This window comes from Staphylococcus sp. HMSC069D12 (assembly GCF_001810405.1).
Classification (GTDB): Bacteria; Bacillota; Bacilli; order Staphylococcales; family Staphylococcaceae; genus Staphylococcus; species Staphylococcus haemolyticus.
The window spans coordinates 155,087-170,511 of the sequence record NZ_KV801105.1 but is presented as its reverse complement, the minus strand read 5'-3'; the positions used below and the strand labels follow the sequence as shown (position 1 = coordinate 170,511).

The window sequence follows — 15,425 nt, the reverse complement described above, 5'->3', positions numbered from 1 at the left end:
CAACATGAGTATTTGGATCCGTTGTCACCGTAATCGGTGTTTTAGTAGTCGCCTTTCCACCTAGTGGTGTTGAAACTCTAGGTTTAGTTGGAGGCGTCGAATCCGTTGCTTTGACTGGATCAGATATAGAGCTATTAGGATGTTCCGCGTTATCCGTTGCTTTGGCAATCACATTACCTTCTGGAATAGGACGAGTTGGCGTTATAGTAACATGTCCATTAGCTCCCGTAGTCCCAGAACCAATAACATTGTTATCCTTGTCTAATAATTGAACATTCGTATTAGGGTCCGTAATAACTTCAATTGGTGTTAAAGTTGTCGCCTTTCCACCTAGTGGTGTTGAAACTCTAGGTTTAGTTGGAGGTGTAGTATCCGTCGCTTTTCTAGGTGCAGACGTTGAAACGTTGTTAGCAGGGTCATACGCTTTGGCAATCACATTACCTTCTACAATAGGTGTTGTAGGAGTGATTATTATATGACCATTTCCGTCAGTCGTACCTGTACCTATAATGTGCCCATTTTTATCAGTTAAATCCACTCGTGTATTTGGATCAGTAGTAACAGTAATCGGTGTTAAAGTTGTTGCTTTACCAGTTAAATCTGTATCGACAGTTGGAATTGTTGGTGGAATAGTATCTGTTACTGATACGTGATCAGAATCTATTGAGTTTGGTGTCTCTGCACCATCCGTAGCGCGTGCGTAGATTTTACCTAAAGGTAGTGGTGCTGTTGGCGTAACAATACCGTGGCCGTCCATTCCAGTAAGAACTAAACCATAACTTTTTCCATTTTCATCAAAAATTTCCACTCTAGCCATAACATCTGTAGAAACATCAATTGGTGTTCTCGTACCTACTTTATTTACTAAATTAGTATTAATTACTGGTTTTCTAGGTGGTGTTGTGTCAGTAACGTGTCTTGGATCAGATGTTGCATTATTAGTTGCATCAGTTTGATCATATGCTTTCGCAGTGATATTACCTTCGAAAAGATAATGATCTGGAGTGATATTCACATGTCCATTAGAACCAGTAATTCCACGACCGATGACATTATTATTTTTATCTAATAGTTCTACTCGCGTATTTGGTGTAGATGTAATGTCGATAACTGGTGTAGAGAAAGCTTTACCTGCAACATCTGTGTTAATGACTGGTTTCATTACAGGTATAAGTGTTGTCGCTTGAACAGGAATCGAAACAGAACTATTCGGATGTAAAGCATTATCTGTAGCTTTCGCAGTCACATTTCCCTCAGGAATAACTCGATCTGGCGTAATAATCACATGACCACTAGAATCCGTTGTACCCGCTCCAAAAATACGTCCATTTTTATCAATTAATGCAACATGTGTATTTGGATCAGTAGAAACATCAATCGGTGTTAATGTACCAGCTTTATATACTAATCGAGTGTTAATGACTGGTGTTGTAGGTGGAATCGTGTCAGTTGCAAATTTAGGATTGGATGTTGAAACTTTTGATTCATCACTTTGATTATAAGCTTTTGCAGTGACATTACCTTCAGGTATAGGACGAGTTGGCGTAATGAAAGCATGTCCATTAGAACCTGTAGTACCTGTACCAATTTTATTGCCATTTTTATCGAAAATTTCTACTTTAGTATTCGGATCAGTAGAAACGTCGATGACAGAAGTTGTTGTTGCTTTACCTACTAAATTAGAGTTAATAGTTGGTTTTAATGGCGGCTGATTTTCGATAGAAGTTAATGCACTATCTTCAGGTAATAAACGACCTGATAAAACGGTATAGGCAGATTTACTTGTACCACCCATTGCTGCTGTGTTGGCATATGACCAAGCGTTTTCCAATTCTGCATTCGTCACATTATCTCTTAATTTAACTTCAAGATGCATGTGATAAGCGCGATTTGCACCTTCTGGATGGTTGGGATCTACTTGAATACCAATTCCATAGTTCCAACCACTGTAAATGCCTCTTTGGTCTTCGACTGCTTTTCTCAAATCAGGATTATTTCTATTTGAGTGGAAATATTCGTTCGCATCAGAATTATAACTTCTGCCAGGACGAACACCATAACTGAGATAAAATGTTGTGTGACCAAAGTCATGTTGATTGCTATTTAGCATATCAATTATTTGAGTACTGTTATCTGGATCGATGATAAAATCGTTCGGTGACTCACTCAATAGACTGTTACTACCACTTCTTCTTTCATAAGCAGTATAAGATAGATTTCTAACTGAATCACTCGAAAATGAGCCATCTGAATTTAATTTCATTACTTTATATGGTAATAGCAATGTCATACCTAGACGATGTTGAGAACCACGTGGAATGAAATTAAATCCATCATTGTTGAAGAAAACATCATAAACTAAGTATTTTGAATTTCCATCACGTTTATAATAAGCACGCATTACGGTCTTTCTAGATGTAATATTTTCCACACCATTAACTTGTTGACCAGTACCTAACGCCCTACCATCAGGTAATGAGGCATAGTTACGTTGGTACACAATGACGTTTCTACCGGCATTCCAACGACCATTTAAAGTTGTAAATCTAAAATTAGTACCCTTTTCAATTTGTTGACCGTTTCTTGGATCGCGTTTACCTGAATGAGAACGAGTAATCACATTTGCTAATGAATTACGCGTTCGCTCTAATCTTGTAACTAATTCTAGAAGTGATTGTTGCGAAACATTACTAGATTGAGTGAAACGACTACTTTCTACAATTAATTTTTTCGCTTCTTCAATATGAGGATTTGAAGGTTCTATAGTTTCAACTTCTAATAATTTACTTTGAATTTCTTGAGTAAGATTAGTCAGTTTAGAAATGTTTTTGTCATCAATTTTCTGTTTGTTATCCGACTTAGATTCTTTAGGTGTGTCTAGCTTATCATCAATTTGTTTATCTGTTTTTTCATCTTTAGTGACTGGCGATCTTTCTTCCATCTTTTCTTTAATAGATGTTGATGTCGAATTAGTAATTTCTTTTTCGCTTGTTTGAGTTTCTATTGCATTTTTTTCTGTAGTTATCTTGTCATTTTCTTTTGATTGCTTATTGATTTCTGCAGCTTGATCAGGAGTTTGATCATTTTGAATTGTTATTGCATCATTTGGATTACTATTATTGTCTCGGGATGATTGTGGTTCAGTATTTTGCTGTGCTTTTTCAACTGTCGTGTTGGTATATTCATTCGCATGGGCTTGATCAGTATGCATTCCTAAAAATACTAACGTAGCGATTAATGTTGAGAAAGTTCCCACTGCATACTTTCGAATACTGAACTTTTGCAGTTTATCTCGATGATTCATTGATGTGCTTCTCTCCTATTCTATGTTGTATATTCTTGATGTTGATGTTATGAGTAGTTTTGAAAAAGTAATTCCGATAACACATAGCTCAATATCAAATGGATTGATAATTAAGTTACCATATTTATTGTCTTAATTTTTTCAGTCATTAGAACATAAAAAATTGCTCGACAAAAGTTTCACAACTCCTCTCGGGTGTTAATTTCAATTATCATTATGAAATGAACAATTCAATAGTTGTTCTATTTAATTGTATCATTAATTTAATTGAGTGTGAAATAGATTTTATTTTAATAAAATAAAAAATAAATATTGAGAAACGTTATAAATTAGTCGAAAAAGAGACTCAAAACACATTATAGGTCTTGAGTCTTTGTACTAAATTATAATTTTGTTGATATATATTTTCCAGAAACATAAAGTTCATGTTCGTTGCAAATTGAAAGTATGTGGTTAAGTGAATGTGCATAAGCCATATCTCTATAAATTTCCATGCTATTTAGTGGCACATCAGTAAATATTTTGGCTAACTTTTTTGACAAAGTTAAATTATACTTATCTGCTTCAATTTTCTTACGTTGTCCAGGAGTCAATTGTTCAATATTGGATAATACGTTCTCAACACTTCCATAGGATTGAATCAATTTAAGAGCTGTTTTTTCACCTATACCTTTAACACCAGGATATCCGTCTGCAGAATCACCCATAAACGCTTTAATATCAATTAATTGTTGTGGATTTAACTGATATTCTTCATTAAAACGAGTTAAAGTATAACGATTATAAATATTAAATCCTTTCTTTATTAACCAAACTTCTACATTATTATTAATGCATTGTAATAAGTCTTTATCTCCAGTGATGATGTGGACCTCGTTATTATCAGAAAATGTTTTTGCCAAAGTTCCTATCACATCATCAGCTTCATAATTAGTCATTCCAACATTTATAAATCCAAATTGGTCTGAAATTTCTTTGACATAGTCAAACTGTGGAATAAGCTCTTCTGGTGGTGCCGGACGATTTTGCTTATAGTCAGTATACATATCATTTCTAAAAGTGGATTGTCCCATATCCCAACATACAGCTACATGACTAGGATTGATTTCATTTATTGCTGTGAAGATATGTCTAACGAAACCTTGAATTCCGTTAGTTGGTATACCTTTTGAATTATACATAAATTGATTGTGTAAACTTGTAGCATAGAAATGTCTAAATAATAAAGCCATTCCATCTACTAATAGGACACGATTTTTCATATTTTGTGCCTTCCTTCTATTTTAATAGTGCGTTTAATTTTTGATTCGCAATACGTAATTGCTCGATTAATGTATTGTCTAAATTAAATGATAATAATTCATCGATTTGATCTTGAATTGCATCCTCAATTTGCGCAAATTTCTCTTCAGCTTCTTTATTCATCCAAGCAACATACTGAATCAATGCCTGTCTAAATTCACTAATTTGATTTTGTAATAACTCTAACGTATTTGAACTGATTTGTTCTTGTAACTCTCGTTGAGTATTTGGATTCAAAATTCGACGTTTCGTTAATTGTTTAGGTAAAGCATTAATCATGTCATTTAAATCAACACGCAAGAATGCCTTTTCGGTAAAATTAGGCATAATTGAAAAATCTGAATTAATAAATACATGCAATTGATTTAATTTTTGGATTGTCGGTGCGACTTGTTCGCTAAGTTGACGGTTATAATATTTCTTGATTCGTTCAACTAATAAACTTTGTTCTAAATATAGTCGTTGATGTATTTGATCTAAAAATGCTTTAGAAGAAATTTTCTTTTCATCATTAAAATCACTATTTTGAGTCATCTGACTATTAAATATACTTTTAACATCATCCAATAATTGTAATTTTAATCTGCCATTTAAATGATAAATCTGATCTTCAACTTCATTATTAGTACGTTGTTCTGTAGTAAATAGCAATTGATTTGGTAACCTTTGTTCATTTTGATATTTCTTCAATTGTTGCTGACGTTGTTCAATATGAGATTGGTTAGTTTTATAATCATGAATCATCTCTTCGAAAGAAATATTGATTTGCTCAAGTTGTTTAACCATTTGTTGCTCTAAAATTATATTTGAATCAACTTCTACAAATTGGTCAATGCTATGACGTAGCTGATTAATACCTTCATCGTTCCCTCTCAATGCTTGTCTACTTGAAACACCAAAGATATCTGACTTCAAGTTTACTTGAGTTAAAGCATCTTTAACGTAATGTTTTACCGCAGCTAAATCATCACTGTTTTCTGCAAGGTCTACAGCGTTGATAACCATTTTGAATGCTTGATTTTCATTAAGTTGATTCATCTCTTTCATATGTTCGATGAAGTTTTTATCATTATCTGTAAATGAATGATTAAAATAACTCACATATAAAATTAAATCGGATGAGGTTAAAATTTGTTCAGTTTCGTTTGTATGACGTTGATTGTTTGAATGTAAGCCTAGTGAATCAACGATTATTTTTCCTTTCAACCATTCTAATGGTAAATTGATGTGCACGGTTTTAACAAAAGTAGCAAACTCATCTTCAGCACTCCATTTTTTTATTTCCTCTTGAGAAATCGTATGTTTCACACCTTCATCCAACATATCTTTATACATAGAAAAATGTTTGTGAACTGCACTTACAAAAGCAAGTTGGTTCTTTTCTAATTTGTTTTTTAATTGTGGTACATCAGATTGGACAAATGCTTCGAGTGATTCGAAAGAAACATTATGGTATTCAATGAGTTGATTAAGTTCATTTAATAGTTGTTCTTCAGTTTTAAGTGTGATTTGACTATCCTCACCGTAAGATAATTCAGTCGTAGCTGCAGTTGTAGGATTTGGTGAACTTACTAAGTATTGCCCACCTAATAAGGCATTAATTAAACTACTTTTTCCTGCACTGAATGTACCAAATACACCAATTTTGACAAGTTTATTTTCTAATCGTTCTAATGTATCTTTAATATCATTTTTTGTTCTATCAAATAATGGTACAGGTTCAATAATGTTTAATGCTTCTTGAATGTTAACCTTTTTAGTATTACGCTCATTTAAATTTTCATCAGACGCGCTCTCATCTTTTTCTAAAACTTGATCATTGTTTTCTAAAATATAGTTTGCTTCAGTTCTTCCTATTAATTTATCTAAAGAGTCATCCATATGGATATAATAATGTTGATAATTTTTAGTTGTTAGAGATTCTTTTAAATTTTGTAATTCAATATAATGCTCATATATCTGTAGATCATCATTAGTTTCTTCAGTTAAACCTTGCGCTTGTGTATGATTAATCGCTTGATTAAATAACGGATTGGATTGTTTTTCTACAAAATTAGTAATAGCTTTAAGCACTTCATCACTAAAAGTAAGTACATAAGTATTACTTATACTCGTTTGAGGTTGATATAAATTGGAAATTAAACTTGAATCTATTTCGTAATGTTGATTTAATACATCATGATTAACTTCAGAGTTATTAATAAAACGCGTTAAAAATGACATGTCCTCTCGTAAGGGTTGTCGAATTTGTTGATTAACTTTGTCTTGAAGTTTAGAAACAACATTCTGTAAGCGTGCTTCTTGTTCCTCTTGCTTTTTCTTCTTTTTGTTTAAAAAGCCGCCAACTTTAAAATCATCACTCATACTTTCAAGATAATGTCTAATATCTTCACGCATGTCATGTGTCATAATGTATGCATTATCTAATATATCTTTTCGCTTTTGTTTTAAAAAACTTAATAATTGATCAGGATTATTTAAGAGTCGAGCTTCTTCACTAACGGCTTGATTTTGTTGAAATTTAGCATAGGCTTGTTCAAATTCATCTTCATTTATATTAAGCTGTTCTAGAATATCTTGTAGTTCATTTTGAATATATCCTAATTGAGCCTCTGTAATAAACTTAACTGTACGATTTACATAATTCTCAATAGGTTCTCTATAATTATCATTCTGTATTAAATATTGAGAAAGACGTGAAAGTTCATTTTCGGGATGATCGAATTTTGTTACATAGAAAATATCTGTAAGTTTAATATCCCAATCTTCTATTGATTTATTGACTCTTTGTTTGAAAGTTTCAAAAGTAATTTCATCTTCATTATGTTTATCGATTTGATTAATGATAAAAATGACTGGTATACCTACATCATTCATTCTTTTAATAAATTGAAAATTTAATGCAGATTGTACATGATTGTAATCTACTGTATAGAACAAAATGTTGCTTGTATACATGAATTGTTCAGTTGTAGACTGATGTGTAATTACGTTTGAGTCTACCCCAGGTGTATCTTGAAGCGTAAAACCATTTTTGAATTTTGAAGAAGGAAAATTAATTTCAACAGACTCTACATCTACATTTAAACGATTCATTTTTTTGACTTCGTCATATGTTTTTAATTTTGTATATTGTTGATTTTCTAAATTAGCTATAATTTCTTGTTTGTCTGCAACTGATACGATTGCAGTATTACTTGTGGTAGGTACTGGTGAACTTGGAAGAATATCTTGTTCTAATAATAAGTTAATTAATGTAGATTTCCCCGCTGAAAAGTGACCAACAAAAGAAGCGGTATATTGATTTAAATATACCTTTTTTATTACTTGATTAATAGTATGTATTAAAGTTGCATTTTTTGATTTTTCAACTTCTTTTTTTAATTTATATAAAATATCTAATTGTTCATTATTAGCCATGCTAAGTCCCCTTTGTTTCAAACATTCAAATAAAAAAGTAACAGCCTGAGACATACTTAATGTAACAGGCTATTCTTAATCGGGTAGGCAGATTTAAAATTAAATATACTGTTTAAGTTTATTCAACAAAAATTATACTTACTAAAGTAAAAACTTTAATTTTTATTTCTGACTGGCTACCTATTTATTAAATTTTATCACAACAATAGTTTGAAACAAATATAAAGAATAGTTAATTGAACCAAGCTGGTTTATCTCCATCAGTGTTTGGTTTATTAACACCTATGTTTTCTTTAGAATATAATTCTGGGTTTTTCGCTATACGTACAGCTAAACTTGCAATACTGCGTCTTGAAACTTCTGTTCCTCTAAATTGAGTATCCTTCGATGTAACTTCGTAATCTGTCTCATTTTTAAATGTAAGCCATGCTGGACGAATAATTGTATAATCTAATGTTGATGCTTCAATAATATCTGCAGCTTTACGATATTTTGTCAATTTCTCCCCAAATTGAGATTTATTAAATTCATTAAATTTAGCTGGTAATTCATCGTAAATACCAGGGGCAGCTACAAAGATTAATCGTTTAACATCTTTTTTAGACATAGCATCTACAATAGCTTGTGCTTCGATATCTAATGAACCAGATAGACTAGCAAATACAACATCAACTTTATCAAGTGCTTGCTCTAAATCTTTTGAGTTTTTTGCATCGCCTTCATAAACTGTTACTCGATTTGATGCGTAATCAGGAATTCGATGCGCATTTCTTAAAAATAAATCTACATTAAAATTAGAATCCTCTAAAAATATTTTAGTAGCCTCGATAGAGACCTTACCATTTGCGCCTATTATTAATACTGTTTGCATATTATTTCTCTCCTAACTAAGATGTATATAAATTTATGTATTTGTATCTATATTTAACACTCTTACTATCACTTTACATCAGTAATAATAAGAGTGCTAATGAATTGATTAAATTAATTAAATATTATTAGCTACATTAAGAAAAATTTACAAATTTAATAAAAATTATATAGTAGTTGGCTTTTTACCCCAATATTGATAATAAGTACATTCAATATAGCCGTTAAATAATTTTCTTCTTTTAGTAGCTTTTCGATTAACTAAAAATTCAAATTCCTTGTTACTAGTCAAGATGTAAGTTGATAAATGTGAATGTTGATTCATTAATTTACCAATATAACGATACATTTCTTCGACTTCTTCCCTATCTCCAATTCGTTCACCATATGGAGGGTTTCCAACTAAAGCTACTGATTCATCGGTATCAATTGTTAATGTATTCACATCTTTAACACTAAATTGGATTATATCTGCCAAACCGACTTCTTTAGCATTACGTTTAGCAATTTCAACCATTTCAGGATCTATATCTGATGCAAATACTTGAATGTCTTTATCGTAATTAGCTTGTTGATCAGCATCATCTCGCATATCATCATAAATATTGGGAGGCATAATATTCCATTCTTCAGAAACAAAATCTCGATTGAAGCCTGGTGCAATATTTTGAGCGATTAAACATGCTTCTATGGCAATAGTACCTGAACCACAGAAAGGATCTATAAAAGGCGTATCTCCCTTCCAATTGGCAAGTCGTACCAGACTCGCTGCCAACGTTTCTTTAATAGGAGCTTCCCCCTGAGCAATACGATATCCACGACGGTTCAAACCTGAACCTGAGGTATCGATAGTCAATAATACATTATCTTTTAAAATAGCTACCTCAACAGGGTATTTAGCACCACATTCATTTAACCAGCCTTTTTCATCATAAGCTTTTTTTAAACGTTCAACAATCGCTTTTTTAGTAATAGCTTGACAGTCTGGTACACTATATAATGTTGATTTAACACTTCTACCTTGAACTGGGAATTGCCCTTCTTTATCAATAATGTTTTCCCAAGGTAGCGATTTTGTTTTTTCAAAAAGTTCATCAAATGTTGTAGCGTTGAAACGGCCTACAACAATTTTAATACGATCAGCTGTGCGTAACCATAAATTGCATTGCACAATAGCTTTAGCATCACCTTCAAAAAAGATACGTCCATTTTCAACCTGTGTTTCATAACCGAGTTCTTGGATTTCTTTGGCTACAACAGCTTCTAATCCCATTGGACAAACTGCTAATAATTGGAACATTACGTTTTCTCCTTTTTTATAGATATATTTATATGTTAACAAAATTTATTATGTATGAGTAAAAAAATAAAAAGCTCTCCAATCAATGGGAGAGCTAAACTAGTTCATGATATTTCTGTAAGCCATGTTCTGTACCGTTGTACTCATAACGTACACTAGTTGTACTGGTACGTCGGTGGTAACCATCTGTCTACAAATCTTTATATTCCGAATAAAGATGTCTCGTTTATACGTTGAATTCCGCTAAACAAGTGCTCCTACCAAATTTGGATTGCTCACTCGAGGGGTTTACCGCGTTCCACCCTTCATATTTCTATGAAAGCTACGTCACTGTGGCACTTTCAAACTAATTTAACCATATCATAAGACTTAGGTTATTTCGTTGCCGTCAAATTAATGCCTTGATTTATTGTTTCATCAAGCACGAACACTACAATCATCTCAGACTGTGTGAGCATGGACTTTCCTCTATATTTCTATAGCGATCACCCAAAATATCACTTTTGCGATTATATCATAATTTTTTATACTATAACAGATATTTTTAAAGAATATCTGTTGTTAATTGAATACTTATTATTAGACAAAAAATATCCAATTGATAACATTCATTAATTAAGCTAAGTTAGATTACTTTCCAAAAACAGCTTTTTCTAGATTTGAAATTCTTTTTAAAATATCAACATTATTGTTTGATGAACTTGAGTTGTTTGAAGAAAACGATTTATTGTCAGAAGGTCTTGTTGTTGCCACTCTTAGTCTTAATTCTTCAACTTCTTTTTTTAATTTGTTATTTTCTTCAGACAATTTTACAACTTCATTATTCATATCAGCCATTTTTTGATAATCTGTAATGATATCATCTAAAAAAGCATCTACTTCCTCACGACGATAACCACGGGCCATAGTTTTTTCGAAATCTTTTTCATAGATATCTTTTGCTGAAAGCTTTAAAGAAACATCTGCCATTTTTTTCACCTCATTCGAAACTTTGAACTTGCTCCCACTGCATATCATTTATAAAATCAGTGAGTTCATCAAATGCCACAATATCACAAGTATAGTTTGTTTTATTTATAAAATCAACTAACATCCTTTTAAAGAATTTTGGGCTTCCTTCTTGCTCTTCATCATATATAAGTATAGTCATATCTGTATGATCTAACATAAACTGATCTGTTTGTTTAAATTGATATGGTCCTTCATATTCGGTATGATGTACACTTTCCATAAAATCAGCTTCTTGAGCAATTTTATTATACTTCATTTGATTCTGTTCATTCCACTTAGAAGTATGCCCATAAAAAGGCGTTATAATTCCTAATTTTAAATCCGGATACTCAACTCGCAAATCAATAACTACTTCAGCAGTCCATAATTCAATACCAAGTTGTCCTTGAATAAGTACCCACTCAAGCCCCTCATCAATATATTGTAATAATTTATGTCTGATAAAAGCTTTTAAATAATATACTTCAGGTGCGTCATCTTTGAAAATATTTAGTTCAAAAGATTTATACCCTGTTACATACACAGTTTTCAAATGCTCAACATCACCCTTCAATAGTTTGATAAATATAATTTAAATCGTAGTTAACAGCTTTTAACTTCTCATTAAAAAGCTTTTTGCTTGTTCTATAAAAGTGACAATCTACTGATAATTCTTTATATGACTTAATTAGTAAATCAAACTTATTAGCATTCATATAACTCAATTGAATAATCTGGGGTTTTAATTTAATGAGATTTTCTAACTTAGTGTCTATCGCTTGCGAATAAGGGTAAACTACTTCATAAAAATCAAAGTTCGTCTCGGAATTTTTAACAATATTATAGCGATCTTCTATTGTATGTAATTCATTGATTAAATCATTTATCAATATAGTATCCATGAAGACGCCCCCCCTTATATTCAATTTAATTTATCATAATTTAAACTAACCGTCATTTAAATTGCTAGCTATATAAACAGGATAAATACATTGAAATATTGTTTTACTAGTTAATTAACGTTAAAATAAAGTAGATTAATAATGAAATTCATAGATAAGATTAAATACTTATTTGTCTATTTTTATTATTATCTATCATAGTTTGAACATATAATCATTTTTCATAAATGATTATTAATAGTATTAGTTAGTGTAAGTTTTACATAACCTCTATTATATGAATTCAAACTTGTGTGGTGAATTAAATGAATTACCCTAATGGAAAACCTTTTAAGGGAAATACGACTATGGTCGGAAGAAATGGTAAATCGAGTTTTAGTAATATAGAATATGGTGGCCGTGGTATGACTCTTGAAAAGGATATTGAACTTTCAAATGATTATTATTTAAAACATGGTAAAGCGGTTATCCATAAAAAACCAACACCTGTTCAAATCGTTAATGTTCATTATCCCAAGCGAAGTAAAGCAGTTATAAATGAGGCTTACTTTCGTACACCTTCAACTACAGATTATAATGGCGTTTATAATGGTCATTATATTGATTTTGAAGCAAAGGAAACTAAAAATAAAACATCTTTTCCTTTGAATAATATTCATGATCATCAAGTAGAACATATGAAAAATACATTTCTTCAAAAAGGAATTGTATTTTTAATTATAAGATTTAAATTACTTGATGAAGTATATTTATTGCCATTTTCCAAATTCCAAAAATATTGGGATAGATATAAAAATGAAATAAAAAAATCAATAACAGTTGAAGAAATAAGAAAAAATAGTTACTATATTCCTTATCAGTATCAACCAAGATTAAATTACCTCAATGCAGTTGATAAGTTGATATTAGATGAAAGTGAGGACCGCGTATGACGGAAAATAAAGGATCTTCTCAACCTAAAAATGGTAAAAATGGGAAGTCCAAAGCAAAAAAGAATAAGAATGTGAAAAGAACGATTATCAAGATTATTGGCTTTTTATTAATTGCCTTTATCGTTTTAGTTCTATTAGGCATTTTATTATTTGCGTATTATGCATGGAAAGCTCCTGCATTTACCGAATCTAAATTACAAGATCCTAAACCGGCAGAAATTTACGACAAAAATGGTGATTTAGTAAAAAAATTAGATAACGGCGCAAGAAGAGAACATGTTGAGTTAAAAGATGTTCCTAAAAATATGAGAAATGCTGTGTTAGCAACTGAAGATAACCGATTCTATGACCACGGTGCAATTGACTATAAACGTTTATTTGGTGCCATTGGTAAAAACTTGACTGGTGGATTTGGTTCACAAGGTGCATCTACTTTAACACAACAAGTAGTTAAACGAGCATTCTTAAGTGAAGAGAAATCTATCGGACGTAAAGCACAAGAAGCTTACCTATCCTACCGTCTAGAACAAGAGTACAGTAAAGATGAAATCTTCCAAATGTACTTAAATAAAATTTATTATTCAGATGGTGTTTATGGCGTTAAAGCTGCAGCTAAATATTACTTCAATAAAGATTTGAAAGATTTAAATCTTGCGGAAGAAGCATATTTAGCAGGTTTACCACAGGTGCCTAACCTTTATAATATTTACGACAACCCTAAACAAGCGGAAAATCGTAAAAACACTGTACTCTACTTAATGCATTATCACAACAGAATTTCTGATAAAGAGTATAATGCCGCTAAGAAAATTAATTTAAAAGCTAATTTAGTAGATCGTACAGCTAAGGAACGTCAAATTGGCACTGATAACTCTGATTCAGAATACGATTCATATGTGAACTTTGTTAAATCTGAATTGATGAACAATAAAGAATTCAAGAATAAAAACTTGAGTGATGTTCTTCAAAGTGGAATTAAGATTTATACAAATATGGACAAAGATGTTCAAAAAACATTACAAGATCGTATAGACAACGGTAATTACTATAAAAATGAAGACCAACGTGTTGGTTCTACAATTCTTGATAGTAAGACTGGTGGCTTAGTTGCAATTTCTGGAGGTCGTAACTTCAAGGACGTTGTTGACAATAACGCTGCAACTGATGCGCATTTAACTGGTTCATCATTGAAACCGTTCTTAGCTTATGGTCCAGCTATTGAAAACATGCAATGGGCTACGAATCATGCAATTCAAGACGAATCAAGCTATTCAATTGATGGTGGTACATTCCGTAACTATGATGGAAATGGACATGGTACTGTAACTGCGTATGATGCGTTAAGACAAAGTTTCAACATTCCAGCGCTTAAAACTTGGCAACAAGTTAATTCACAAGCTGGGGATAATGCAGCTAAGAAATTCGCATCAAAAGTTGGATTAGATTATCAAAGTGGCATTGGCCCTTCTGATGTACTTGGTGGTGGCGCTTCTGAGTTCTCACCTACTCAATTAGCATCTGCTTTCGCAGCAATTGCTAACGGCGGTACTTACAATAACGCACATTCTATCCAAAAAGTTGTAACAGCTGATGATGACACAATTGAGTTTGACCATACAAGTCATAAAGCTATGAAAGACTACACTTCTTATATGTTAGCTGAAATGCTTACAGGTACATTCAAAGCCTATGGTTCAGCCTATGGACATGGCGTATCAGGCGTTACTATGGGTGCTAAAACTGGTACAAGTACTTATGGTACTGAAATTAACCAACAATATAACCTACCTGATAACGCTGCAAAAGACGTTTGGATAAATGGTTTCACACCTAAATACACAATGTCTATCTGGATGGGCTTCAGTGAAATTAAAGAAGGTGGCGTTAACTCATTCTTAGGTCACTCAGAACAAGAATATCCACAATATTTATATGAGGATGTTATGTCTGATATTACTTCAAGTGATGATGGTGACTTCAAGAAACCAGATTCAGTTAATGGCTCAAGCGCTGATAATTTATCAGTAAGTGGTCACCCAGATAACAACACGACTAATCGTGAAGTAAATGGTAGCAGTGGCTCAAGTTCATCAAATAGCTCAAATAGTTCAAATAACTCAAGTAATTCTAATAGTAGTAACACTAATAATAGTGGCAATACTAATTCAGGAACTACAAACAATAATTCAACAACACAAGGTACTAATACTGTCGGAAGTACACTTTCAAACATCTTTAATTTAAATAATATTTTCGATTTTAAAAAGTCCTCATAGTGTTTTTGAAATGTTAAATAATTAAAAGAAGGCAATTTCTATTACATCAAATAGAAATTGCCTTTCTTTATAATCATTGATACAAACTTAAATATTTGAGTATAAATATAAGCCAGTAGATGAATTAAA

The 15,425-nt window shown here is 31.8% G+C and carries 10 protein-coding genes and 1 other RNA gene; 2 read left to right on the top strand and 9 right to left on the bottom strand.

The features are described from left to right. The 9 genes from HMPREF2737_RS05620 to HMPREF2737_RS05580 all read right to left on the bottom strand — a co-directional run. Nucleotides 1-3,304, bottom strand: a 3,304-nt coding sequence (locus tag HMPREF2737_RS05620; RefSeq protein WP_141745579.1) for a YSIRK-type signal peptide-containing protein, incomplete at its 3' end; no start/stop codon positions are given. Between the two features lie 383 nt (nt 3,305-3,687). Further along, entirely contained in the window at nt 3,688-4,566 is an 879-nt protein-coding gene (locus tag HMPREF2737_RS05615) for a 5'-3' exonuclease (protein WP_037550404.1), read from the bottom strand. Nucleotides 4,567-4,582: 16 nt separating this feature from the next. Then, the gene (locus HMPREF2737_RS05610; RefSeq protein WP_053026653.1) at nt 4,583-8,026 is read right to left on the bottom strand and encodes a dynamin family protein; all 3,444 of its coding nucleotides are present in this window, start codon (nt 8,024-8,026) and stop codon (nt 4,583-4,585) included. Nucleotides 8,027-8,258: 232 nt separating this feature from the next. After that, nucleotides 8,259-8,897: an SDR family oxidoreductase gene (locus HMPREF2737_RS05605; protein ID WP_037537074.1), complete on the bottom strand. Its 639-nt coding sequence runs from the start codon at nt 8,895-8,897 to the stop codon at nt 8,259-8,261. A 165-nt stretch (nt 8,898-9,062) separates the two neighbouring features. Next, a complete protein-coding gene (locus tag HMPREF2737_RS05600; RefSeq protein ID WP_037550409.1) occupies nt 9,063-10,196 on the bottom strand; it encodes a THUMP domain-containing class I SAM-dependent RNA methyltransferase in 1,134 nt (377 codons plus the stop codon). Nucleotides 10,197-10,309: 113 nt separating this feature from the next. Then, nucleotides 10,310-10,693: RNase P RNA component class B (gene rnpB / locus HMPREF2737_RS05595), an RNA gene on the bottom strand. A 133-nt stretch (nt 10,694-10,826) separates the two neighbouring features. Continuing rightward, the gene (gene gpsB / locus HMPREF2737_RS05590; RefSeq protein ID WP_037550412.1) at nt 10,827-11,165 is read right to left on the bottom strand and encodes a cell division regulator GpsB; all 339 of its coding nucleotides are present in this window, start codon (nt 11,163-11,165) and stop codon (nt 10,827-10,829) included. Between the two features lie 10 nt (nt 11,166-11,175). After that, the gene (locus HMPREF2737_RS05585; RefSeq protein WP_037550414.1) at nt 11,176-11,739 is read right to left on the bottom strand and encodes an SLOG family protein; all 564 of its coding nucleotides are present in this window, start codon (nt 11,737-11,739) and stop codon (nt 11,176-11,178) included. 10 nt (nt 11,740-11,749) lie between these two features. Further along, a complete protein-coding gene (locus HMPREF2737_RS05580; protein WP_037550417.1) occupies nt 11,750-12,088 on the bottom strand; it encodes a DUF1798 family protein in 339 nt (112 codons plus the stop codon). 305 nt (nt 12,089-12,393) lie between these two features. Between HMPREF2737_RS05580 and recU the strand changes: the two genes are divergently transcribed. Beyond that, complete coding sequence (gene recU / locus HMPREF2737_RS05575) at nt 12,394-13,020, top strand: Holliday junction resolvase RecU (RefSeq protein WP_037550420.1); 627 nt, start codon at nt 12,394-12,396, stop codon at nt 13,018-13,020. After that, the gene (locus tag HMPREF2737_RS05570; RefSeq protein ID WP_037550423.1) at nt 13,017-15,296 is read left to right on the top strand and encodes a transglycosylase domain-containing protein; all 2,280 of its coding nucleotides are present in this window, start codon (nt 13,017-13,019) and stop codon (nt 15,294-15,296) included. Before recU ends, HMPREF2737_RS05570 begins: the two co-directional genes overlap by 4 nt. The last annotated feature ends 129 nt before the right edge of the window (nt 15,297-15,425 follow it).

Coding starts and splice junctions, on each gene's coding strand:
- HMPREF2737_RS05580 (WP_037550417.1), bottom strand. CDS start 12,088: ATGGATACTATATTGATAAATGATTTAATCAATGAATTACATACAATA.
- gpsB (WP_037550412.1), bottom strand. CDS start 11,165: ATGGCAGATGTTTCTTTAAAGCTTTCAGCAAAAGATATCTATGAAAAA.
- HMPREF2737_RS05600 (WP_037550409.1), bottom strand. CDS start 10,196: ATGTTCCAATTATTAGCAGTTTGTCCAATGGGATTAGAAGCTGTTGTA.
- HMPREF2737_RS05615 (WP_037550404.1), bottom strand. CDS start 4,566: ATGAAAAATCGTGTCCTATTAGTAGATGGAATGGCTTTATTATTTAGA.
- HMPREF2737_RS05605 (WP_037537074.1), bottom strand. CDS start 8,897: ATGCAAACAGTATTAATAATAGGCGCAAATGGTAAGGTCTCTATCGAG.
- HMPREF2737_RS05570 (WP_037550423.1), top strand. CDS start 13,017: ATGACGGAAAATAAAGGATCTTCTCAACCTAAAAATGGTAAAAATGGG.
- HMPREF2737_RS05610 (WP_053026653.1), bottom strand. CDS start 8,026: ATGGCTAATAATGAACAATTAGATATTTTATATAAATTAAAAAAAGAA.
- recU (WP_037550420.1), top strand. CDS start 12,394: ATGAATTACCCTAATGGAAAACCTTTTAAGGGAAATACGACTATGGTC.